The sequence below is a fragment of the Paraoerskovia sediminicola genome (genome assembly GCF_030296575.1).
GTDB classification, from domain to species: domain Bacteria; phylum Actinomycetota; class Actinomycetes; order Actinomycetales; family Cellulomonadaceae; genus Paraoerskovia; species Paraoerskovia sediminicola.
Map to the genome: position 1 here is coordinate 2,575,268 of NZ_AP027729.1, position 20,869 is coordinate 2,596,136.

Genomic DNA, 20,869 nt, shown 5'->3' on the forward strand with positions numbered 1-20,869 from the left:
GTAGTCGATGACCGACGGGTGAGCATCGACGCGTACTTGCGGTGCCCCCGGTGCGGCGTCGGTGTCGAGGCGTGGTTTCTCCTGACCTTCCGAGATGACCTGGGTGTCCATGCGCCTGCCCCCACGGTTCGGCTGGAGCGCTATGTGGACAATCGCCGAGGTGAGGTCCGGCGGGCCGGCCAACAGGCCGGAGCCGGTGAGTTCGACGAACTACTCGAGTGCGCTCAGGTGGCGCACGAGCACCGACTGGGCCGTGGCGCACTCGCCTATCTCCGAATCATCTTCGAGACGTTGACCAAGCAGGTGGCTAGCGAGACAGGGATCGAACTCGTCGACGGGAATGGGCGGCGTAAGACGTTCAAGAGCTTATTGCGGGAAGTTGACGAGTCTCATCGTATTATCCCCTCGGCATTCTCCAAAGATCGATACAGGCTGTACAGCGAGTTGAGCGAGGTCGTCCACGGGAATGTGAACGAGGAGGTCGCGCTCGAGAAATATCAGCACTGTGCCAGCCTAGTCCGCGGTGTCATCGAGAATGTATCCAGGAACCACGAGATGAAGAAGGCAACCGAGGCGCTCGGTTGGGGCGAGGGGGACGTGGCGTGAGCGAAGACAGCGGCGAAGTATTGCGATCTGCGATACCCCGGTTTGAACCGATCGCCATCAGCGACGAGGCGACTGTGGTCGCGGCGTACGAGTCCGACGACCCGGGCAGCCAGCGCTACCAGAGCGAAGCTGATCTCGAAGCCGAGTTGGTCGGTCTTCTCCAAGTGCAGGCGTACGAGTACCTGCCGATCGCGTCCGAGTCGGATCTGGTGGCTAACCTTCGCCATCAGTTGGAGCTACTGAACGCCATCGTATTCAGCGACGCCGAGTGGGATTGGTTCTATAACAACAAAGTCTCGTCAAGAAGAGAAGGAGTGGTTGAGAAGACTGTCCGTATCCAGGAAGATCCGATCCAGATCCTGGCACGGGATGACGGGACGAGCAAGAACATCAGGCTCATCGACAAGGCTCACATCCACAACAACCGGCTGCAGGTCATCAACCAGTACGAGGTGCCGGGCGCTGACGAGGCGGCAGGTATGCCGTCGTCGTCGGCGGCCAAGCGGGCGAACCGGTACGACGTGACGATCTTGGTCAACGGCCTGCCGATGGTGCACGTCGAGCTCAAGCGTCGCGGGGTGGACGTCCGGGAGGCGTTCAACCAGATCGACCGCTACCAGCGGGACTCGTTTTGGTCCGGTTCGGGCTTGTTCGAGTACGTCCAGCTCTTCGTCATTTCCAACGGGACGCTCACGAAGTACTACTCCAACACCGTGCGTGCCTCGCACCTCGACGAGCAGGCGAAGCGCAGGGCCTCGGCGAAGCGCACGTCGAACTCTTTCGAGTTCACGTCATGGTGGGCGGACGCGACCAACCGGCCGATCACCGACCTGGTCGGGTTCACCAAGACTTTCTTCGCCAAGCATTCCCTGTTGAACGTCCTGACGAAGTACTGCGTGCTGACCGCCGACCGCATGCTGCTGGTGATGCGGCCGTACCAGATCGCCGCAACGGAGCAGATCTTGACGAGGATCGAGACATCGTCGAACCAGAAGCGGTTCGGAACCCTGTCGGCGGGCGGGTATGTGTGGCACACGACCGGCTCGGGCAAGACGCTCACCTCCTTCAAGACCGCACAGCTCGCCTCGAAGATGGAGGGGCTCGACAAGGTCCTGTTTGTCGTCGACCGCAAGGACCTCGACTACCAGACGATGCGCGAGTACGACCGGTTCCAGAAGGGGGCGGCCAACTCCAACTCTTCCACCGCCGTACTCAAGCGACAGTTGGAGGACCCTGGCGCGCGGATCATCATCACCACGGTCCAGAAGCTGTCGACGTTCATCAAGCAGAACGCCGGGCACGCGGTCTACACCGGGCACGTGGTGATCATCTTCGACGAGTGTCACCGCTCCCAGTTCGGCGACATGCACACCGCGATCACTAGGGCGTTTAAGCGATACCACCTATTCGGGTTCACCGGGACGCCGATCTTCGCCGAGAACGCCGGCACGGGTGGTGCCCCGACGCTGCGCACCACGGCGCAGGCGTTCGGCGACAAGCTGCACACGTACACGATCGTGGACGCGATCAATGACAAGAACGTGCTGCCGTTCCGCATCGACTACATCAACACCGTCAAGGTGCGCGAGGGGCTCAGCGATAAGGAGGTCGCGGCGATCGACACCGACGCCGCCCGCCTGGACCTCAGGCGGATCCGCAACAACGTCGAGTACACCCTGGACCACTTCGACCAGAAGACTCGCCGCAACACCACCTACCGGCTCAAGGACCGGCGGGTGGCGGGGTTCAATGCTCTGTTCGCGACCGAGTCGGTCCGGGCGGCGAAGATCTACTACAACATGTTCGGTCGCGTCCAGGAGGAGCGCGGCCTGCCGGACGCGAAGCGACTCAAAGTCGGGCTGATCTTCTCCTACGCCGCCAACGAGTCCGCCGCCGAGGAGGCAGGTGGGCTACTGGGCGAGGAAGAGTTCGAGACGTACGGCCTCGACGACTCCTCGCGGGCCTTCCTCGAGGATGCCATCCAGGACTACAACGACATGTTCGGCACGTCGTTCGACACGTCCGCGGAGAAATTTCAGAACTACTATAAGGACCTGTCTCTGCGGACAAAGAACCGCGAGATCGACCTGGTCATCGTCGTCAACATGTTCCTCACCGGATTCGATGCGACCACGATGAATACGCTGTGGGTCGACAAGAACCTGCGCGCCCACGGGCTCATCCAGGCGTACTCGCGGACCAACCGCATCCTCAACTCGGTCAAGACGTACGGAAACATCGTCTCCTTCCGGAACCTCGAACAAGAGACCCAGGACGCTCTGGCGCTGTTCGGGAACGAGGACGCCACCGGCATCGTGCTCCTGGCGCCTTACGCGGAGTACTTCGGCGAGTACGCCGACAAGGTCACCGAGCTGCGCGAGCAGTTCTCCCCTGGGCAGATGCCTGTCGGGGAGCAGGCCGCGAAGGACTTCATCGCCGTGTTCGGGGCGATCTTGCGGCTGCGCAACATCCTCGTGTCGTTCGACGAGTTCGCCGCGGCCGACGCCCTGTCCGTGCGGGACCGGCAAGACTTCCAGTCCGTCTATCTGGAGTTGTGGAACGCCCGGCGTGGCGGGCAAGCCGCTGAACGAGAGTCGATCACCGACGATGTGACGTTCGAGATCGAGTTGATCAAGCAGGTCGAGATCAACGTCGACTACATCCTCATGCTCGTCGAGCAGTACCGAGCGACACGCGGCGATGGCGAGGACTCCGAGATCAAGGAAGCATCGACCGCGCCATCGACTCCTCGCCGAGCCTTCGGAACAAGAGGGACCTCATCGAGGAGTTTGTCGACCGGATCTCCCTCGACGATGAGGTTGCTGACGCGTGGAGCTCGTACGTCGCGGCCAAGCGTGGGGCGGAGCTGGACCGGATCATCGTCGAGGAGAAGCTCAAACCCGAAGCCACGCGCGCGTTCATCGACGACGCCTTCCGCGACGGGGCAGTTCGGACGACCGGCACCGCGATCACCGCGATCCTGCCGCCCGTCTCACGGTTTGGCCGGGGTGGTGCGGGCGGCGGTCACGGAGCCAAGAAGCAGAACGTCGTCGACAAGCTCACCGCGTTCTTCGAGCGGTTCATCGACCTGATGTGATGAGCAGCCGGACCGTCAGGCGTCCGTGCTGACCGCGTCCGAGATCCCGTCCGGGCCGGCCGAGGCGAGCTGTGCGATCTCCTCGTGCTCCCACGGGGCGAGGCCGAGGCTCGGGACCATGGTCGCCAGGTGCGAACGCCAGTCCTCGAACTTCGACGGGAAGCAGCGCTCGAGCACGTCGACCATCGCCGAGACCGCGGTCGACGCGCCCGGAGAGGCGCCGAGCAGGCCTGCGATCGAGCCGTCCGCGGCAGCGATCACCTCGGTGCCGAACTCGAGGACGCCGCCGCCGTTCGGGTCCTTCTTGATGACCTGGACGCGCTGGCCGGCGGTGATCGTCTCCCAGTGCTTCGGCTGCGCCTCGGGGTAGAAGGCCTGAAGCGCGGTGAACTTCGTCTCCGGCCGGGCGATCACCTGGCTGATGAGGTACTGGGTCAGCGGGATGTTCTTGAGTCCCGCGCCGAGCATCGCCCCGATGTTGCCCGCCTTGACGGACGTCACCATGTCGGTGAGCTTGCCCTTCTTCAGGTACTTCGGGCTGAACCCCGCGTAGGGGCCGAACATCAGGTAGCTCTTGCCGTCGACGACGCGCGTGTCGAGGTGCGGGACGGACATGGGCGGGGAGCCGACGTCGGCCTTGCCGTAGACCTTCGCCCGGTGCTGCGCGACGATCTCGGGGTCGGACGTGCGGAGGAACTCGCCGCTGATCGGGAAGCCGCCGTAGCCCTTGATCTCGGGGATCCCGGACTTCTGGAGCAGGGGAGCGCGCCGCCTCCGGCGCCGACGAACACGAAGCGCGCGTTGACCGTGCGCGGGCGCGGGTCGGCGTTCCAGGAGACGTCCTTCACCTTGATGCGCCAGGTGCCGTCCTTGCGCTGCTTGAGCGCGGTGACCTGGTGCTGCAGGTGGAGCTCGGCGCCGTCCTCGACGAGGAACTCCGAGAGCTGGCGGGTGAGGGAGCCGAAGTCGACGTCGGTGCCGGACTCGGCGCGGGTCGCGGCGATCGGCTCCTGCGGGTCGCGGCCCTCGACGAGCAGCGGGGCCCACTCGCGGATCACCGCGGGGTCGTCGCTGAACTCGAGGTCGCTGAAGAGCGGGTGGGCGACGAGCGCCTCGTGGCGGCGGCGCAGGTAGTCGACGTTCTCCGCGCCGCGGACGAGCGTCATGTGCGGCGTGCGGGAGAGGAAGGTCTGGTCCCGGTCCAGGTGGCCCGCCGTCGCGAGGTGGTGCCAGAACTCGCGGGAGGCCTCGAACTGCTCGTTGATCGTCACGGCCTTGCTGGTGTCGATCGAGCCGTCGGCGCGCTCCGGCGTGTAGTTGAGCTCGCAGAGCGCCGCGTGGCCCGTGCCGGCGTTGTTCCACGGGTTCGAGGACTCCTGGGCGACCTGGTCGAGGCGCTCGAAGATCTGCACCGACCACGTGGGCTCGAGGAGCTTGATCATCGCGCCGAGCGTCGAGGACATGATCCCGCCGCCGATGAGGGCGACGTCGACGGTCTCTTCCACCTGAGAATTCGACATGCCGTGAGACTAGGGTTCGTGACGCTCTGCACAAACGTGACGCCGATCACGCAGTCTCGTCACCTCGGCGATCGTTGAACGGGTAACAGTGCAGGTCAGCGAGTAGTTCCACGATGCAGAAGCGCTTCTGTGAGACCGGGTCTCAGGTTTGTGCAGTGCGTCACACCACCGGCGAAACCCTGACGGAGGAGCGGTGGAGCGTCACCGCGGCGGCCCCGAGAGGAGCGACGACGCGAGCGCGAGCAGCCCCTCGGGCCCGAGCTCGGTGACCGTGAGCGGGCCCGTGCCGGAGGTGTCGCCGGGGTCTGCCGCGCGCAGCGCGTGGACCCCGTGCGGGCCCGCGTAGACCGTCACGACCTGTGCCTCGTCGGAGTCGACCCGCACCGACGTGAGGACCGTCGCCACCACGGCCTCGGTGAACACCGGGTCGCTCGCGACCAGCGCGTCGAGGTCCGCGCGCGGCACGGGCCGCGGGGCGCTGTCCGTCCTGGCGGCCGTGGTCGGGTCGAGGAACGGTCCCAGCCGCTCGGTGAGGAGGTCGAGGTCGTAGACGCCGAACGTGTGGTGCCCGCTCTCCATGACGTCCTCCTCGAGCACGGTCCGCCCGTCGTGCAGGTACCCGTACCACCAGCTCTCCGCGTCGGACGACGCCCGGTGAGCCGTGAGGATCGCGCCGGCGGACCGGCGGAGCACCAGGGTCCCCGTGATCTCGGGTACGGCCTCGATCGCGATCCCGTCCTCGGACCGCGGTGCGGGCTCGACGGGCCAGACCATGCCTCGGGCGAGGAGGGACCGGAGCGCGACCGAACCGAGCAGGGCGCGGTCGGCGTCCTGCTGCGAGAGCCAGGGGAGCACGACGAGCTGGTCGCGCTCCAGCCCGTCGAGGATCACGACCTCCTCGTCCGTGAGGGTGATCGCGTGGACCGCCTCGCCGGGGCGCCGCATCGCCAGCACGGTCGACGCCGCCTCGAGGTCGCTCGGCGTCCAGCGGGGCGTCGTGGCTCCGGCCGTGCGCTCGCTCTGCTCTGTCACGGTGTTCTCCGTCATCGGTGGGGGTGCATGAGTTCGGGGGCGCGCAGGTCGGTCGGGATGCAGAGGTAGCTCGCGTCCTCGGCGGTGCCGGTGATGCGCCGCGGCGGGAGGGCCTTCGACTCGAGGTCGTCGAGACCCGCGATCCCGGCCGAGCGCATCGTGCTCGCGAGAACGCCCACCAGCCGCTCGAGGCGAGGCTGCGTCAGCGCGCCGAAGACCCACAGCTCGGCGACGGGGGCCTCTCCAGGGGCGAGCGGTGCCGTCCGGCGTGCCCGGGACCAGCGCCCGGCCCCCGTACGGCGATGTCCAGCGGACCCATGAACGTCAGGGCGTACGGCGCCCAGAGGCAGTGGTGGTATGCATGGTTCGCGTCGTATCCGTTGTGGAACGCGAGGAGCTTCGGCAGCCCGTGCCGACCGCCGACCCCGAGCGACGAGCGGAGCGTGCTCGGGTCGACAGCGTGGAACGGCAGCGCCATGGGGCGGGTCCCGGCCACGAACGACCCGAGGACGACGCCGCGCTCGAAGACGAGGAGCTTCTCGGACGCGACCAGCCAGGTGAGGACCGCGAGGACGACCAGGACCGCCACGAACGCCGAGAGCACGTCCGGGGAGCCGAGCGCGAGCCCCACCGCCATGAGGGCGCCGACGAAGACGGCGTACGCCGCGAACAACCGGAGCCCCGGACGGACCGTCTCGACGTGCACCAGACGGCCGAGGGCAGCCTTGCGTTGCCTCGCGACCCGCCGCACCTTCCAGGTCGGGCGGTCGCCGGAGATGCTGCTGGGGGCATCGGGAACACTGCGGTCAGGGCCGGGCTCGGCCATCGTGGGGTCCGATCGGTCGACGTCGTCTGAGGGGCTGCTGGTCAGGGCGCGGCAGGTCGCGCCTCGCCCGTGACCGGTGCGCTCGGTCAGCCGAACAGCCCGCCGACGAAGCCCGCCGCCTTGGACAGCGCCTTGCCACCGGTGTCCGCGATCGCGTTCCCGGCGCTCGACAGGGTATCGCCCACCGCACCGGCGGCGTCGGACGCCGTCGAGACGATCGCGCTCCCGGCGTCATGGAGCACCTCGGCCGTCTTCTGGGCGACGTACTTGTGGCCCGCGACCATCGTGTCCCAGGTCTTCGACGCGAACCCGGTGATGTCGTCCCAGTGGTCGTAGACCAGGTTGCCCAGCGCCCACGCGCCGACGATCACCGCGGCACCGAGCGCGATCGGCGCCCCGATGCCCGTGGCGCCGATGGCACCGACCGCGATGAGGAGCGTCGCCGTACCGCCGACGACACCCACGCCACCGACGATCTGGTCGGCGACCTTCCGTGTCCCGGTGTACTGGGAGTTGAACATCCGGTTGACGCCGTCATAGATCTGCAGACCGCCGCCGATCGGCCCCAGAAGCTTGCCCGCGGTACCGAGCGCCGAGGTGACGCCGGGGATCCGGTCGAGGCGCGTGACACCTGCGAGCCTGGTGACGAAGGCGGGAACCGTCCCGGTGCCCTTGACCGCGGTCTCCTGCATCCCACGGATGAACGTCATGGCGCTCCGGGCCGCCGGTGACGAGCCTGCGGCCGTCGCTGCCTTGCCGAACTCCGCGGCGAGGCTGGTGAACGTGGCGATGTTCCAGGCGTTCTTGCCGACCTTGTACGCCGCGGCGCCACCCTTGCCGAGCACCGTGGCCACACCGAGCGCCGACATCCACTTGTTCATCCCGGGGCCGGACACCTCGACGGCCCGCAGCTTCTGCGCGGTCGTCTCGTCGAGGGTCTGCCGCCGCTCCGGCATGGCGGCGAGCGCGGCCCGGCTCGACTCGAGCGTCGTGATCGCGGAGTGCCAGTGGCCCAGGCCCGAGAGCTCGGGCGCCGTCCACGGTGACGGCGCGAAGTTCCACGGCAGGTCGTAGCCCGGGAACGACGGGTCGGTCGCGAGGCACGATTCGCGCGCGTACCCCAGGGTCGAGGTGTCGGAGGCGACCTGCTCCTCGAGCTGCTTCTCCTCGTCCAGGAGCTTCTCGACGGCGTCGGCGTAGTCGTCGAGGATCACGGCGACGTCCTCGTAGGCCTCGGCGACCGCGTCGTAGCGGCTCGGCAGCACGGCCAGCTCGGAGCGCAGCGCGGAGACGAAGTCGGCGTGGTTGCCGTCGAGCGCCGTCCTCGCCCTCGCGACGTGCTGGACGCGGTCGTCGAGATCGCCCGCACGGTCGCGCTGGTCGACCGCGAGGTCGCGGATGCCGGCCGGAGACCCTTGCCCGCTGGTGATACCGAGCGGGGGGACGTAGATCATCGGACCGACCGCGACAGCTCGGAGTCCTGGGAGTCGAGCGTCGCGTCGGACTCGTGGACGCGGTCGCTGAGCCCCTGGACGTCCTCCGTCAGCACCGCGGTCAACCCGCCGAGCACCGCGAGCACCTCGTTGAGCGCGGCCGCGACGGCCGGGGACCCGAGCGACCCGCTGTCGCCCCCACCGTCGGCGATCGCCTCGGCGGCGCTCGCGAGCTCGGCGCGTGCGGTGGCGAGGTCTCCTCGTCGATCTTCAGGTCCGGCATCGTGCCCCTCCGTCGTGGTCCGCGGCCGAGGCTACTGGATCGCCACCGCGCGTCCCATGGGCAGAACTCCCCATGGGACGCCGTCGCGCCTACCGTGGTCAGGTGCCGTCGAATCCTGGTCGCCGAGTCCTGGTCGTCGCGATCCTCGCGTCCTTCGTCGCGTTCCTCGACGGGACCGTCGTCAACGTCGCGCTGCCGGCGATCGCGGACGATCTCGCGACCGGGCCGGCGGACGCTCTCGCCCTGCAGCAGTGGGTCGTCGATGCCTACCTCATCACGCTCGGCGCGCTGATCCTGGTCGCCGGTTCGGTGTCGGACGTCCAGGGGCGCCGCCGCGTCCTGTGGTGGGGGCTCGTCGGGTTCGCGGTCGCCTCGCTGCTGTGCGCGGCGGCCCCGACCGGTCCGTTCCTCATCGGTGCGCGCGCACTCCAGGGGGTCGCCGGTGCTCTCCTCGTGCCGAGCTCGCTCGCCCTGCTCGTCTCGACGTTCACCGGCCCGGCGCAGGGCCGGGCGATCGGTCGGTGGACGGCGTGGTCCGGCACCGCGATGGTCGTCGGCCCACTGGTGGGCGGGCTGTTCGTCGACACGCTCTCGTGGCGCTGGGTGTTCGGCATCAACGTGCTGCCCGTCGTCGTGACCCTGGTGCTGCTCCGCGGCATCACCGAGAGCGCCGAGCCGAGCGGCCGCCGAGTCGACCTGCGCGGCGCGGTCCTGGCCGCGGTGGGGCTCGCCGGGCCCGTCTTCGCGCTCATCGAGAGCGGCCGCTTCGGCTGGGGCAGCCCCGTGGTGCTCGTCCCGCTGGTCGGAGGACTGGCCGCGCTCGGCGCGTTCGTGTGGTGGGAGCACCGAGCACCCGACCCGATGCTGCCGCTGCGGCTCTTCGCGGTGCGCAACTTCTGGGTCGGCAACGTCGCGACGGCCGCGATCTACGGGGCGCTCGGGTTCGGCGGGTTCGTCGTGACGCTCTTCGTCCAGCAGGTCGCCGGGTACAGCGCGACGGCCGCGGGGCTCGCGATGCTGCCGGTGACGATCCTCATGCTGCTGCTCTCGGGCCGGGCCGGCACGCTGGCCGGGCGCTACGGCCCGCGTCGCTTCATGACCGTGGGCCCGCTCGTCGCCGGCGCGGGCTACCTGCTCATGCTCACGACGACCGAGGAGGCGCACTACGTGACGCAGCTGCTCCCCGGGATCGTCCTGTTCGGCCTCGGCCTCGCGACCACCGTCTCGCCGCTGACCTCCGCGATCCTCGGGTCGACCCCCGCGTCGGACGCCGGGATCGCCTCGGCGACGAACAACGCGATCTCGCGCATCGCGGGCCTGGTCGTGGTCGCGTTCGCCGGCGTGATCGTCGGTGACCGCCTCGACCTCGGCGGTTTCCACCGTTCGCTCGTCGTGACCGCCGGCCTGCTGATCCTCGGCGGGCTCGTCAGCTGGGCCGGGATCCGCGACGCCCAGGTCACGGCCGGCGACGGTGACGCGTCGGCGGCCACCTGAGCGACCCGCCGCGAGCCGCAGGGTCTGGGCTCACCCGCGCTCGGCGAGGTCCTGCAGGAACTTCGGCATCCGGCCCGCACCGAAGTCGTAGTAGCGCGCCCACCGGGGTGTGACCGCGATGCGCGCCATCTGGTCGTACATCGCGCGGCAGCTCTCCACGAACTGCTCGGCGGCCTCGGGGTCCATGCTCTTGCGGGCGGCAGCGACGTACTCGTCGACGAGCCCGTCGACGACGCGGATCTCCGCGCTCCCGCGCACCGACAGGTACCGGGCGTCCTGGGGCGTGCCGCCGGCGGCGACGGCCAGCGCGAGCTCTGGCCGAGCCGTCAGCGCCGCGACCTTCGGGGCCGTGGACGCCGTCGAGATCACGAACTGCGTACCGGTCCACCAGATGCCCACCGGCACGACCCTCGGTGTGCTGTCCTGCGCGACGTAGGACAGGTGCCCCGCCGAGGCGGAGTCGAGCAGGCCCGCCGCGGCGTCCAGCTCGGCATCGATCTCGTGCTGCTCCATCGCTGCGTCCTCCCGCTCCGACGACTGTGACCTGCGCGTCCGACGGCTGCGACCACCGCGCGGACCGGCGATCCCTGAGGGTGGCACGCGCGCGACGTGTCGGCGACCGGTCGATCAGCGCGCCCGGGCGACCCGCTCCACGTCCCACACGGGCTCCGGGGTCTCGACGACCCGGCCGTCCGCCCCGAACACAACGAACCGGTCGAACCCGCGTGCGAACCACCGGTCGTGGGTGACGGTGACGACGGTCCCGTCGAACCCCGCGAGCCCGGCCTCGAGGGCCTCGGCCGAGTGCAGGTCGAGGTTGTCGGTGGGCTCGTCGAGCAGCAGGAGCGTCGCGCCGCCGAGCTCGAGCAGCAGGATCTGCAGGCGTGCCTGCTGGCCGCCCGAGAGCGTCTCGTACCGCTGCTCGGCCTGGCCCACGAGCCCGTACCGGTCGAGGACCTTCGAGGCCTCCTCGCGCCCCATGCCGGAGCGGTGCCCCTCGCCGCGGTGCAGGATCTGCAGCAGCGTGCGCCCCTCGAGCTCGGCGTGCCCGTGGTTCTGCGCGAACCAGCCCGGCCGCACGCGGGAGCCCAGCGAGGCCTTGCCGGTGTGTGTCACGGGGTCGATCGTGGGCGACCCCTCGGCGGGCTCGTGCTCCTTGTCGGGGTCCGAGCCGCCGCGGGCGAGCAGCCGCATGAAGTGGCTCTTGCCCGACCCGTTCGAGCCGAGCACCGCGACCCGCTCGCCGTAGAACAGCTCGATGTCGAAGGGTTCCATGAGCCCCGTGAGGCCGAGGTCGGTGCAGGTGACGGCGCGCTTCGCCGTCCGCCCGCCGGCGAGGCGCACGCGGACGTCCTGCTCGTGGGCGAGCTGCGGGGGAGGCCCGGCCTCCTCGAACTTGCGCAGTCGCGTCTGCGCCGCGGAGTAGCGGCTCGCGAGGCCGTCGTTGAACGCCGACTTGGTCTTGAGCGTGAGCACGAGCTCCTTGAGCTTGGCGTGCTCCTCGTCCCAGCGGCGCAGCAGCTCCTCCTGCCGGTCGAGGCGGTCCTGGCGTGCCTGCGCGTAGGTGCCGAAGCCGCCTCCGTGGACCCAGATCTTCGCGCCGGCGGTCCCGGTCTCGAGGGTCGCGACGTGCGTCGCCGTGTTCGCGAGCAGCTCGCGGTCGTGGCTGACGTAGAGGAACGTCTTGGGCGTCGCCGTCATCTCGGCCTCGAGCCAGCGCTTGGTCGGGACGTCGAGGGCGTTGTCGGGCTCGTCGAGCAGCAGCACCTCCTCGGGGCCGCGCAGCAGCGCCGTCAGCACCAGACGCTTGCGCTCGCCGCCGGACAGGGTGCGCATCTCGCGCCACTGCGCCTGCTCGAAGCCGATGCCGAGGACCTCGGTGGTGACCTTGTCCCACTCGTTCTCGGCGTCGTACCCGCCGGCGTCGCCCCAGTCGACGATCGCCTGGGCGTAACGCATCTGGGCGGGCTCGTCGTCGACGGTCATGATGCCGAGCTCGGCGTCGGCGAGCTCGCGGGCCGCGTCGCGCACGGCCTTCGGTGCGACGTCGACGAGGGCCTCGCGCACCGTGGTCGGGTCGTCGGCGCGGACGAGCACCTGGCGCATGACGCCGAGGCCGCCCTGGACGGTCGCCGCGCCACGGTGCGGCGCGAGGTCACCGGTGACGATGCGCAGGAGCGTCGTCTTCCCGGCGCCGTTCGGGCCGATCAGCGCGGTGCGCGAGCCGGTGGGCACGCGCAGGCTCACGCCGCCGAGCAGAGTGCGGCCGTCGGACAGCTCGTAGCCGACCTCGGAGATGTCGATATGACCCATGCCCGCCATGATCCCTGACGCGGGACCGTCCCGACGAACTGATTCCCTCGCTCTGCACGGCCGAACGGGCCGTCCGTGCACCGCTGCGGGGTGCACGGACGACCCGTCAGGTCGAGATGGAGTCGGTCGGCGGGTCAGGCGGTCACGACCACCTTGCCGCGCACGTGGCCCTCCTCGGAGAGCCGGTGCGCGTCGGCGGCCTGCTCGAGCGGGAACGTCCTGGCGATCTCGACCTTCAGCGTCCCGGCGTCGGCCATGCGCGCCAGCTCGGCCAGGTCGTCGGACGACGGCCGCACCCACGCGTAGATCCCGCCCAGCTCCGTACGGGCCGCCGGGTCGGCGACCGAGGCGACCGTCCCGCCGTCCGCCAGCACGTCCTTCGTCGAGGCGAGGGCGTCGCCGCCCACGTAGTCGAGGACGACGTCCACCCCTCGGGGGCGAGGGCGCGGACGCGGTCGGCGAGGCCGTCCCCGTAGGTGACCGGCTCCGCGCCGAGCGAGCGCACGTAGTCGTGGTTCGCCTCGGACGCGGTCCCGATCACCCGGGCGCCACGCGCGACGGCGATCTGGACGGCGAACGACCCGACCCCGCCCGCGGCGGCGTGCACCAGGACGGTCTGGCCCTCGCGGACGCCGGTGCGCTCGATGGTCTGGTAGGCCGTCAGCCCGGCGAGGGGACGCCCGCGGCCTCCTCGAACGTGAGGGAGGCGGGCTTCTTCGCCAGGGTGCGGACCGGTGCGGCGACGTACTCGGCGAACGTGCCGCCGTGCATGACGTCCTTGCGCACGTACCCGAAGACCTCGTCGCCGACGGCGAGCTCCGGGGTGTCGAGGCCGACCTGCTCGACGACGCCCGCGGCGTCCCACCCCGGGACGACCGGGAACTCGGTGTCCATGAGGCCGTCGAGGTAGCCCTCCCGGACCTTCCAGTCCACGGGGTTGACGCTCGCCGCGCGGACGCGGACGAGGACGGAGTCGGGGCCGACCTTGGGTGTCGGCTGGTCGGTGAGCTCGAGGACGTCGGCGTGGCCGTAGGTGCTGTAGGTGATAGCTCGCATGACGGGTGCAACGGGCCCCCGTGCCGGCGCATTCCGGAACGTGACGAGGCGCACCCGGGCCCGGCCCGGGCCGGTCCCGGCCGGTCCCGGGGCGCGGCGGCAGAACTGCGACCCATCCACCCCGGCGGTCGCTCCGAACCACCATCAGGCCGCGACCTGCGCGGCCCACGAACGAAGGGAACGATCATGAAGGCACGTACCCGCACCCTGATCGCGGCGCCCGCCCTCACGCTCGCCGCGATGTTCGCCGTCGCCGGCCCCGCTGCCGCGGCCGACACCACCCAGGGCGACCTCAAGCCGGTGCCCCTCAACGGCGTCGACGGGTCCGGCTCGGCCATGGTCTGGGTCGACGGCACCACGCTCAAGGTCGAGTTCCAGGCCACGGGCCTCCTCGCCGACAGCCCGCACGCCGCGCACATCCACTACGGCAGCGACGCCAAGAACCAGTGCCCCGTCGCCGCTGACGACGCCGACGGCGACGGACACATCACGACGTCCGAGGGCATCCCGTCCTACGGCACCGTCCAGGTCTCCCTGACGACCAGCGGTGACACGTCGCCGGACTCGGCCCTGGCCGTGGACCGCTTCGACACCGCCGCGGGCGGCGACATCACCTACGAGCGCGGCGAGATCGAGGTCTCCCAGGCCCTCGCCGACGACATCTCCTCCGGTGAGGCGGCCGTCGTCGTCCACGGCGTGGACTACAACGACAACGGCACGTACGACGGCGACGAGATGTCCGACCTCGACCCGTCGCTGCCTGCCGAGGCCACCGACCCGGCGCTCTGCGGGATCATGAACGTCTCGCAGATGGCCGACATGCCCGCGGGCGGCGTCCAGACCGGCTCCGGCTCGACCGCCGGTGTCGAGAACATCGGTCTCCTCGCTGCCGGTGGCGCTGCTGCCCTCGCCGGCGGCGCGCTGCTGATCCGTCGTCGCACGCTCCGCACGGACAGCTGATGGCTCCCGACGCCCGGCACGCGGGGTCCGGCCCTCCGGCCGGGCGTCGCGCCGACCGGCAGACGGGGACCGGCCCGGCCGGTGGCACCGACCGCCGTGCCCGCCCGGGGCGTCCCCTGCTCGTGGCCTTCGCCACCGTCCTCCTGGTGGGGGGCGGCGGCGCGGTCGCCGTGGGGCTCGCCACGCAGGACCCGGCGCCGCCCGCGGTCGACCCGGCGGCGGGCCTCGGTCCGTCGACCGGAGCGGTCGCCGCGTCGTCGGAGGTCTCGTCGGCCGAGAGCTCGTCCACCGGCCCGGACCCCGCGACGTTCCCCTCGACCGGGTCCCGGTTCCTCGACGGCTCGGTCCCGGAGCCGGACGCCGGGCAGGCCGCCGAGCCGGCCGAGCCCGCCCCCGAGCCGACGACTGAACCCGAGCCGGCGAAGGAGCAGCCGCTCCCCGCGACGGTCCGGATCCCCTCCATCGAGGTCGAGTCAGACCTCGTGACGATGGGCCAGGCCGACGACGGCACCATCGAGGTCCCCGGCGACGAGGACGTCTCCGTCGTCGACGACGCGGCCTGGTACGACGGGTCGCCCCGACCCGGGGCCGCCGGCCCGTCGGTGATCCTCGGCCACGTCGACAGCATCAACGGGCCGTCGGTCTTCCACGACCTCGCGGCCGTCGCGAAGGGGGACACGGTCTTCGTCGACCGCGAGGACGGCACGACGGCGGAGTTCGTCGTCGACCACGTCGAGACCTACCCGAAGAACCAGTTCCCGACCGCGCAGGTCTACCGGAACACCGACGACCCCGAGCTGAGGGTCATCACCTGCGGCGGGGACATCGACCCCGACACCGGCCACTACGCCGACAACACGGTCGTGTACGCGCACCAGGTCTGACCGGGCCGCGGGTGCGGTCACGCCGACGAGGTCACGGAGTCCGCGGACGCCGTGACCTCGTCGCACGCCCGGAGGCGCCGGTCAGGGTTCCACGACCACGTCGCCCGGGTCCTTGTCCGGCCGCCAACCGCGCCAGACGGCGTGGCGCACGCTCCCCGCGCCCGGCGCGTCCCCGGTCCACCCGCCGAGGAGCACCTCGACGACGTCGCGCGGCGTCACCCAGCGGGCGTCCGCCGCGTCCGCCGCCGGGACCTCGCGGGCCGGTGCCGTCGCACGCTCCACCTTCGCGAGCCGCTCGACGATCTCACGGCGCTCGCGGTCGGTGAACCCGGACCCGACGCGTCCGACGTAGCGCAGACCGAACGGAACCCCGCGCGTCGGGGGCACCGCGGGGTCCGGCACGGCGAGCAGCAGCGACCCGAGCAGACGGCCACGGTCGCCGTGACCGGGGCGCCAGCCGACGACCACGGCCTCCTGCGCGTGGACGTGCTTGACCTTGAGCCACGTCGACGAGCGCCGCCCGGGCACGTACGTCGCGTCCCTGTGCTTCGCGACGATCCCCTCGAGCCGGAACCTGCGGCTCAGCCCCAGCGCGTCGTCCAGGTCGTCGAGGGCGGGCGGGACGGCGAGCGAGGTCTCGGCGCCGCCCACCTGTTGCTCGAGCAGCTCGCGCCGGGTGGCATACGGCTCGCCCAGGAGCGATCGCCCGTCGAGCGCCAGCAGGTCGAACGCCATGTACTGCACGCCGACCTGGCGGCGCGCGGCCGCGACCTCCGCGGCGGACGAGACGTTCATGCGGCGTTGCAGCCGCCGGAAGCTCGGCCGGCCGGCGGCGTCCAGGGCTACGACCTCGCCGTCGAGCGTCCACGACCGGGCGTGGGCGTCTCCCGCGGAGGGTTCCGGTGCGGCCGCGAGCGCGTCGACGAGCGCCTGCGCGACCTCCGGGTACGACGCTGTCACGTCGGCGCCCGAGCGACTGGTCAGCCGAGCCCCCGTGCTGTCGACCGACGCGAGCACCCGGGCGCCGTCCCACTTCACCTCGAAGGCCCAGTCGTCGGGCTCGTCCCGCACCGCGGACCGCAGCGCGCGCTCCGCGCTCGCCTGCGCCAGCATCGGTCGCGGCGGCGTGGCCCGCGCTGCTCCGGTGGGGCGCGGCGGCGTGGCGTCGGGCGCCTCTGGCGATCGCGTCTTCTCGCGCGACGCCGCTCCCTCGCGCGGCTGCGACCCGGCGGGGTCGTCCTCCTCGCTGCCGCCGCTGGTGCCGTGGTTCGCGCTGTCGTCGCCGTCGCCTCTGGCACTGCCGCCGCCGGCACGCCCGGCGCCGCCCGGCTGCTCCTTCATCCGGTGGATCAGCCAGTGGTTCGACGTGTCGTCCGAGCCCCCGAGCCGCCGGAGCCCCCGACGCGCCCGACCTGCTGCCCTTGCCGCCCGTGTGGATCAGCGCCAGCCGCCGGGTCCCACGACGCTCCCCGTGCAGGACGGCGATGACCTCCTTGCCCTCGCGCCACTTCTCGAGCTCGTACGTCCCCGCGTCGGCGATCGTGACTTCGCCGGCGCCGTACTCGCCCTTCGGGATGGTGCCCTCGAACGCCCCGTAGGCGAGCGGGTGGTCCTCGGTCTGGACGGCGAGGTGGTTGCGTCCCGGGTCGTCGGGCTCGCCCTTGGGCAGCGCCCAGCTCACGAGCACGCCGTCGTGCTCGAGCCGGAAGTCCTCGTGCCACCGCCGCGCGTGGTGCTCCTGGATGACGAACGTCGGTGTGTCGCCGGTGTCCGTCGCGACATCGTCGGGCACCGGTTCCGGGGTCCGGTCGGCGTCACGCATCGAGCGGTAGCGCGTGAGCCGGTCGATGCGGGACGCCGACCGGCCGTCGTCATGCCCGCTCCCGTCGCCCTGCGTCCCGGTGCCGGACGACGTCCCCGCGGCGGGCGTGAACGTCGCCAGCCGCTCGGGCGTGGGCTCGAGCGCGGCGAGGTGCCCGGCGGCGACCGGGGCGAGGAGGTCCCCGTCACGCTCGAGGCGCGCGACGACGTCCGACGCCTCGAGGTGGGCCAGGTCGGGGGAGTCGAGCTCCGCCCAGGTGCGCGGGGCGGCGACGAAGGGTCGTTCGCGGCCGCGCAGGGAGTACGGGGCGATCGTCGTCTTGGCGCCGTTGTTCTGCGACCAGTCGACGAGGACCTTGCCGCCGCGCAGCGACTTCTTCATGTCGCTCACGACGAGGTCCGGGTGGTCGGCCTCGAGCGCTCGGGCCAGCTCGTGGGCGACGGAGGCGATCTCGTCGGACGTGGCCGTGCGGCCACCCGCCCCGGGGGTCAGGGCCGCGTAGAGGTGGATGCCCTTGGACCCGCTGGTCACCGGGACCGGGTCGAGGCCCATGCCCTCGAGCAGCGTCCTCGCCCAGCGCGCCACCTCGGCGCACTCGGCCAGTCCCGCCCCCGGCCCGGGGTCGAGGTCGAGCACCAGCCGGTCGGGCGGCAGGCGCACGCCCGTGCGACCGAACCGCCACTGCGGCACGTGGATCTCGAGGGACGCCGTCTGGCCCAGCCACACGAGGGTCGCGAGGTCCCCGACCAGGGCGTACTCCGTCGTCCGGCTCTTGTGCTCGATCGGGCGACGCCGCACCCAGTCCGGCGTCCCCGCGTCGAGGTTCTTCTGGAAGAAGACCGGCCCGCCCTCGCCTGCGGCCCCGCCGGTCGTGCCGGCCCCGTCGCCCGAACCGCCAGTGCCGTCAGCGCCGTCAGTGCCACTGGCGGGGCCGGGCCGCCCGACGCCGTCGGGCCAGCGCTTGCGCGTGGCCGGGCGCTCGGCGCTGTGCCGGAGCAGGGCGGGCGCGACCGCGGTGAGGTACGAGATCACGTCGCCCTTGGTCGTCCCCGTCGCCGGGTACAGGACCTTCTCCAGGTGGGTCAGGCGCAGGCGGCGGCCGTCGACCCGTACGACCTCTCCTCCCGCCACCCCCACAGCATCCCCAGGGAATGTGGACCACGCGCGTCGGGCGCCGGAGCCCGACGTAGCCTGGGGTGGTGGACGACGACCTCGAGGCCCCTGTCGACGCCGAGCACCCGAGGGCCGGGTCCGGGTTCGCCGCGGAGGAGATCGCGCACCAGTTCCACGAGACCCGTCGGCTGCTGATGACGTACAAGTTCGGCATTGACGAGGTGATGACCAAGATCACCGTGCTGCGCGACGAGTTCCGCAGCATCCACGACTACAACCCGATCGAGCACCTCGGCTCGCGGCTCAAGTCCCTCGACAGCATCGTCGCGAAGGCCCGGCGCAAGAGCATCGAGCTCACCCCGGAGAGCCTGCGCCGCGAGATGTTCGACATCGCCGGGGTCCGGATCACCTGCGGGTTCGTCTCCGACATCGACCGGGTGCGCGACATGCTGCTCGGCCAGGCGGACCTCACGCTCATCGAGGAGCGCGACTACATCCGCGACCCCAAACCGAACGGGTACAAGAGCCTCCACCTGATCGTCGAGGTCCCGGTGTACCTGTCCGACCGCGTGGAGCAGGTCGTCGTCGAGGTCCAGCTGCGCACCATCGCCATGGACTTCTGGGCGAGCCTCGAGCACAAGATCTACTACAAGTTCGACCGCGAGGTCCCGGACCACATCCTCACGGACCTCAAGCTCGCCGCCGACGTCGCCAGCCAGCTCGACCGCTCCATGGAGTCGATCCACGACGAGGTCAAGGAGATCGCGTCGGCCCCCGCGAGCGGAGCGGCGACGTCCGGCGCCCCGGTCCCGGCCGCTGGGGACCACGACGCCGGCGGCAGGCTCAAGCGACCGCAGACCTCCTCCGTGCCGGCGATCAGCCCGGAGGTCCTCGCGACCCTCCTCGCGTCGTCGGGCATCGACAACGACCTGCACAACCGCGACTCCTGATCAGCCCCAGTGCATCTTCGCAGACGTCCCGCCTGCCGAGTTCGAGAACGCTGTCTACGCTACCCAACAGGGAGCAAAGGCCCTGGCCGAAGTCCAGTGACCTGAGCCTCCACCAGACCAGGGCGGTTCAGTCGCGCTTCATGAGGTCTTGGACGGGCTCGAAGGGAATGACAGCAGGCTTAATAACTAGATCGCCGCTCTGCTGAGCAACCGCGTCAGGGGGTTCGTCGACTCGTCCTGGACGGCGGAATCCCACGGCGGCGTGGGCGGTGTGAGTACTCATGCGGCGTCGCGGCACTACCGTGCGTTTGTCGGGGCGATCGCCTGGGCGAGAGCTGCAACCTCCCGCTCAACTGATGCCGCGCTGCCGCTCAGATCGACCGATCGAAGCACGAGCTTCTTTCCCGCATTTTTCACGACCACGGTACTTTTGGTGACTGGATCATCGGGGTGGCGGCAGTAGATCAGCACACCTTCGGAGAGGTCCATCGCGGTGGTGTAGGCCAGTAGCTGGTAGTAGTCGCCGCTCCGACCGCGTGCGTCAGTTGTCAGTTTGTACTTCACGTCGCCGACGTACTGCACCGTGCCATTCAGCTGCTGGAACACGAGGTCTGGCTGCATCGCTACTCGACGTCCCAAGCCGAGATGCACGGTCGGCACATCGATGACATCAAGCCTTCCTCGGAGGGCGCGTCGGAGGCGCTCGGTCACGAAGCGTTGAAACAACTCGTTCATATCGACCATGAATGATAATGCGGAGGTCGCTCCTCGTGCGTCGGTGAGTGTGAGGTTCGCAAACAGGAGGCGCGCGAGTCGGAGCGCCGGTTGATAGTGCTGGTTGAGCCGAGTCACCGGGATGTTGTCGATGTCTTCGGCACGAATGGCAACGTCTTCCACTCCGTCGAGCGCAACCAACTGCCGCATCAGACGTTGTCGCTCAGATGGCGGAACTTTGGGAACCCGAAGGGCAAGTCTGATCGCTGCCCGGAGCGTCCTGTTCTCGATGATGTTCTCTGAGAATTCGTCGTATGCGCAGGCCACGGGGGTGAGCGCCCCTGCCCGCCTGAATTGCCCGACGACATCCAATCGGCCGCGAAGTGCAACAAGCGAATCTTCACGTGCCTGATACGACCGCATCACTCCTCGCCCGAGCGTGGTCTCCAGAGTTCTGGCGAAGAATGAGACGAACGACGATAGCAAGTCGGAAGTTGCGTCATAGTTGAAAACTTCCCTTCGCCAGGCATTCGGCGGCAAACCAGGCTCGAGCAGTAGAAAGAGGTTCTCGGGGTTGATCTTCGGGCGAACCAACAACTCGACACCGTCGACAACGAGGGAGCCAACAAACGACGTGGCCGTGACGCGCCAGCGCTCGGGAAGCACAGGACTCACGACAACAAAACCGGTGCATTGAAGAGCCTCGGCCTGGCGACGAGTGAGGTTGAGGTCGATCGAGCCGTACTCCGAGAGAATCGGCACAGCA

Annotated in this window: 12 protein-coding genes and 4 pseudogenes; 6 read left to right on the forward strand and 10 right to left on the reverse strand. The window is 70.1% G+C overall.

The features are described 5' to 3' along the window. The first annotated feature begins 18 nt into the window (after positions 1-18). A complete protein-coding gene (locus QUE47_RS11920) occupies positions 19-606 on the forward strand; it encodes a hypothetical protein (protein ID WP_286217466.1) in 588 nt (195 codons plus the stop codon). A gap of 164 nt (positions 607-770) precedes the next feature. Beyond that, a pseudogene (locus QUE47_RS11925) lies at positions 771-3,703 on the forward strand (type I restriction endonuclease subunit R). A 15-nt stretch (positions 3,704-3,718) separates the two neighbouring features. Here the strand turns inward: QUE47_RS11925 and mqo are convergent. The 5 genes and pseudogenes from mqo to QUE47_RS11950 all read right to left on the reverse strand — a co-directional run bounded on the left by mqo (position 3,719) and on the right by QUE47_RS11950 (position 8,535). Further along, positions 3,719-5,223, reverse strand: a pseudogene (gene mqo / locus QUE47_RS11930) (malate dehydrogenase (quinone)). Positions 5,224-5,424: 201 nt separating this feature from the next. Further along, a complete protein-coding gene (locus QUE47_RS11935; RefSeq protein ID WP_286217467.1) occupies positions 5,425-6,255 on the reverse strand; it encodes a hypothetical protein in 831 nt (276 codons plus the stop codon). An 11-nt stretch (positions 6,256-6,266) separates the two neighbouring features. After that, positions 6,267-6,434: a hypothetical protein gene (locus QUE47_RS11940; protein ID WP_286217468.1), complete on the reverse strand. Its 168-nt coding sequence runs from the start codon at positions 6,432-6,434 to the stop codon at positions 6,267-6,269. Between the two features lie 23 nt (positions 6,435-6,457). Then, entirely contained in the window at positions 6,458-7,081 is a 624-nt protein-coding gene (locus QUE47_RS11945; RefSeq protein ID WP_286217469.1) for a hypothetical protein, read from the reverse strand. Positions 7,082-7,167: 86 nt separating this feature from the next. Continuing rightward, the gene (locus QUE47_RS11950) at positions 7,168-8,535 is read right to left on the reverse strand and encodes a hypothetical protein (protein WP_286217470.1); all 1,368 of its coding nucleotides are present in this window, start codon (positions 8,533-8,535) and stop codon (positions 7,168-7,170) included. Positions 8,536-8,899: 364 nt separating this feature from the next. Between QUE47_RS11950 and QUE47_RS11955 the strand changes: the two genes are divergently transcribed. Then, positions 8,900-10,291: an MFS transporter gene (locus QUE47_RS11955; protein ID WP_286217471.1), complete on the forward strand. Its 1,392-nt coding sequence runs from the start codon at positions 8,900-8,902 to the stop codon at positions 10,289-10,291. A gap of 30 nt (positions 10,292-10,321) precedes the next feature. Here QUE47_RS11955 and QUE47_RS11960 read toward each other — a convergent pair whose 3' ends face one another. The 3 genes and pseudogenes from QUE47_RS11960 to QUE47_RS11970 form a co-directional block, all read right to left on the reverse strand. Beyond that, the gene (locus QUE47_RS11960) at positions 10,322-10,804 is read right to left on the reverse strand and encodes a pyridoxamine 5'-phosphate oxidase family protein (protein WP_286217472.1); all 483 of its coding nucleotides are present in this window, start codon (positions 10,802-10,804) and stop codon (positions 10,322-10,324) included. Between the two features lie 114 nt (positions 10,805-10,918). Beyond that, complete coding sequence (locus QUE47_RS11965; RefSeq protein WP_286217473.1) at positions 10,919-12,604, reverse strand: ABC-F family ATP-binding cassette domain-containing protein; 1,686 nt, start codon at positions 12,602-12,604, stop codon at positions 10,919-10,921. Between the two features lie 134 nt (positions 12,605-12,738). Next, positions 12,739-13,660 (reverse strand): annotated as a pseudogene (locus tag QUE47_RS11970) (NADP-dependent oxidoreductase). Between the two features lie 186 nt (positions 13,661-13,846). Here QUE47_RS11970 and QUE47_RS11975 point away from each other — a divergent pair. Both QUE47_RS11975 and QUE47_RS11980 read left to right on the forward strand, forming a co-directional pair. Continuing rightward, positions 13,847-14,620, forward strand: coding sequence for a CHRD domain-containing protein (locus QUE47_RS11975; protein ID WP_286217474.1), 774 nt, complete (start codon positions 13,847-13,849; stop codon positions 14,618-14,620). Further along, entirely contained in the window at positions 14,620-15,504 is an 885-nt protein-coding gene (locus QUE47_RS11980) for a class F sortase (RefSeq protein WP_286217475.1), read from the forward strand. Before QUE47_RS11975 ends, QUE47_RS11980 begins: the two co-directional genes overlap by 1 nt. A gap of 81 nt (positions 15,505-15,585) precedes the next feature. On the opposite strand, the pseudogene QUE47_RS17405 reads toward QUE47_RS11980, so the two are convergent. Then, a pseudogene (locus tag QUE47_RS17405) lies at positions 15,586-18,463 on the reverse strand (ATP-dependent DNA ligase). A gap of 62 nt (positions 18,464-18,525) precedes the next feature. On the opposite strand from QUE47_RS17405, the gene QUE47_RS11995 reads away from it, so the two are divergent. Continuing rightward, positions 18,526-19,389, forward strand: coding sequence for a GTP pyrophosphokinase (locus tag QUE47_RS11995; RefSeq protein WP_286217477.1), 864 nt, complete (start codon positions 18,526-18,528; stop codon positions 19,387-19,389). 297 nt (positions 19,390-19,686) lie between these two features. Here QUE47_RS11995 and QUE47_RS12000 read toward each other — a convergent pair whose 3' ends face one another. After that, positions 19,687-20,865 (reverse strand): McrC family protein, encoded by a 1,179-nt coding sequence (locus QUE47_RS12000; protein WP_286217478.1) that lies wholly within the window; start codon positions 20,863-20,865, stop codon positions 19,687-19,689. Between the last annotated feature and the right edge of the window lie 4 nt (positions 20,866-20,869).